At 37.4% G+C, this 2,342-nt stretch carries 4 protein-coding genes; 3 read left to right on the forward strand and 1 reads right to left on the reverse strand.

Going from position 1 to position 2,342, the window contains the following annotated elements:
- Positions 1 to 304: 304 nt before the first annotated feature.
- Positions 305 to 838 carry a helix-turn-helix domain-containing protein gene (locus tag AC1DSB_RS18170; protein ID WP_477531238.1) on the reverse strand — a complete coding sequence of 178 codons (534 nt, stop codon included), beginning with the start codon at positions 836 to 838 and terminating at the stop codon, positions 305 to 307.
- A gap of 113 nt (positions 839 to 951) precedes the next feature.
- On the opposite strand from AC1DSB_RS18170, the gene AC1DSB_RS18175 reads away from it, so the two are divergent.
- The 3 genes from AC1DSB_RS18175 to AC1DSB_RS18185 form a co-directional block, all read left to right on the forward strand.
- The gene (locus tag AC1DSB_RS18175) at positions 952 to 1,278 is read left to right on the forward strand and encodes a TIGR04104 family putative zinc finger protein (protein WP_477531239.1); all 327 of its coding nucleotides are present in this window, start codon (positions 952 to 954) and stop codon (positions 1,276 to 1,278) included.
- A gap of 130 nt (positions 1,279 to 1,408) precedes the next feature.
- Complete coding sequence (locus AC1DSB_RS18180; RefSeq protein WP_477587298.1) at positions 1,409 to 1,729, forward strand: hypothetical protein; 321 nt, start codon at positions 1,409 to 1,411, stop codon at positions 1,727 to 1,729.
- A partial coding sequence (locus AC1DSB_RS18185) for a lysostaphin resistance A-like protein (protein WP_477587299.1) occupies positions 1,722 to 2,342 on the forward strand: 621 nt, incomplete at its 3' end. The genes AC1DSB_RS18180 and AC1DSB_RS18185, both read left to right, overlap by 8 nt.

A 2,342-nucleotide genomic window follows, 5' to 3' on the forward strand; every position in this document is an offset into this window, starting at 1 on the left:
GTATAGCATTGCCGCTTGTAAGTAAGAGAATGGCGAACCATCTCCTTGAATTAGACTCATCGGTTCAACTTGGTTGGTATCTTCGATGTTCCAGCCTTCCACTTTTCCGTATCCATCCATGCCCTCACAAAAGGATTCCCCTTTGAATGTCCATCCTCTTTTATTTGTAGTTGATAGTAGGGCTTCACGAGCACATTTTCCAAGTGATTGTGTTTTGTTAAGCCAAGTTCAGGATTTAGATTATAAGATGAAGGTGCTACAATATTTGGTTTTGTGTCATCTACTGTAAATTCGATTCGTTTGATTATCGTTTAATCCTTGCTTTCACTTCTGCCAATGTATACAGTTCCATTAAATCCTGTGTGGTGAGTTTAGAATATAGGGATGTAAGTTGGTCCAGGTATCGTTTTTTTTGTGATTTCCCTGGAAATAAATCTTCTATTGAAAGGTCATCTTGAGATGATGTCCCGTTCATGATATCTTCCCATTCAACATCTGTTCTACTTGAACTGGCGAAAGAGTTTAACTGAGAGTGAACTTGCTCTTCAGGATCATTCACGAAATTAAAAGGTGTGGCTGATTCGCTTATTTTGTACATTTCTTCTGACCATTCCAATTGCTTTAAAGGACTATTTATTAGTAATAAATCAGTTGAAATGTTGAATCGTTCAGCTATCGCGACAATCCAGTTTGCAGAAGGGACACTCTCACCGCTTTCCCAACTCTTGATACGGCTAGCGGAAGTACCGATGTCTTTCCCAAGTGCCAACATAGAAAGCCCGTGTTGAATGCGAATTTCTTTCAATCGTTCACCAAAATCTAGTGAATTGAATTCCAAAGTTCATCACCTCTTGAATGAATTATTAACTTTTAAGTTAAAAGTGTCAATAATTTTCATTTATAAGTAAAACGAAACCATTTCTCCCCCATTTGCGTATAAGAAAAAAAGAAGTGATCAGGTTGATTGAGGAGGGAAAAGACCTGGGGTTACAGAAATGCGTCAAATGCCATCATCGATTCAACTGGGGTAAAATATTTAAATCAAATATCTTTATGTATAAACCAATTCAATGCAGCCAATGCGGCACTGAACACCGGATTACTTTCCTTTCAAGAATTGTAGCAGCTGTAGTGCTTGTTCTACCGATGTACATTTTTGGTTTCTATTTAGGAAGGCAGTGGCATTTACCTTATGGCTACGCTTTTTTAATAGTAGTGTCACTAGGAATTATTTCTTTACTCATTCTTCCCTTTGTACAGAAGTATCGGCGCAGCTAACAAAAGACAAAAAACCATCCATGGCCATTACTGTGCCATGGATGGTTTTTTAAATTTTTTCACTGTAAATAAATGTTAGAATAAATCATATAAGGAAATTTCGAAATATATATATAAGGATGGTGTTCGGGTGAAAAAACGTATTGCGATAGCATTTCTTATAATTTCTATTGTGGGATTCATTTTCAGATTGCACGGTCTGCTTCATGAAAGGAAAGCGAAGGAATTGTCCGTTGCATTTATAGAAGAGACTTATGGAGGCGACTGCCTGAACGATATCAAGGCTAACATATATGGAGAAGAAGATGGCTACTATGCGGTTTATGTTCGTTCAAATGATAAAACCTTTTATCTGAAAATCAAATTGTCCATGTGGGGGCAAACAGAAGAAATCTTGGATGCTTCTGAATACAATCAGGTTTACTCTTGMGAGGAGGAATTGGATGTTTAAAGAAATGAAAATCCGGATTTTTGTTGTCTTATCGATTGTCTTTGCTCTCGCAGTGGAATGGATTTTATCCTTGTATGAGATTCCTGAAAACTACAAACGCATTATTTCAGATTTCGTTTCTTTTGAATTGGTTGCGTTGCTGTTCTTTGGCTATTACTTTTATCGGTATAAATCTCCGCTCCGGACTGTTGTTTCAGACAGAAATGTGGATACTTCATTCTTATCGGTGCTAGCAATTGCGCTTATTTTCAATACATTTTCACTTACAACGTTTTGGGCTTATTTAGTGATAGAAGATTCTTTCTTTCAATTAGACCCATTTATCATTGAACCCTCCAATGAAACTGTCCTATTTTTGATTGTCTCCATGGTGGTGACGACGGTAACGGGACCAATCGCAGAAGAATTCGTTTTTCGGGGACTTTTGTTGAACCGACTCATCAAGAAAACGAATATGTGGGCCGGTATCTTGATTTCGAGTTTGGCTTTTGCAGCAATCCATATGCAAGCCGAAAAGATGCTAGCTACTTTCATCTTTGGCATCCTTGCCTCACTGATTTATTTGAAGACAAAAAATTTATTCATTCCGATCTTGATTCACATCGTACATAAC

The sequence above is a fragment of the Paenisporosarcina sp. P4_E4_2 genome, assembly GCF_056401595.1.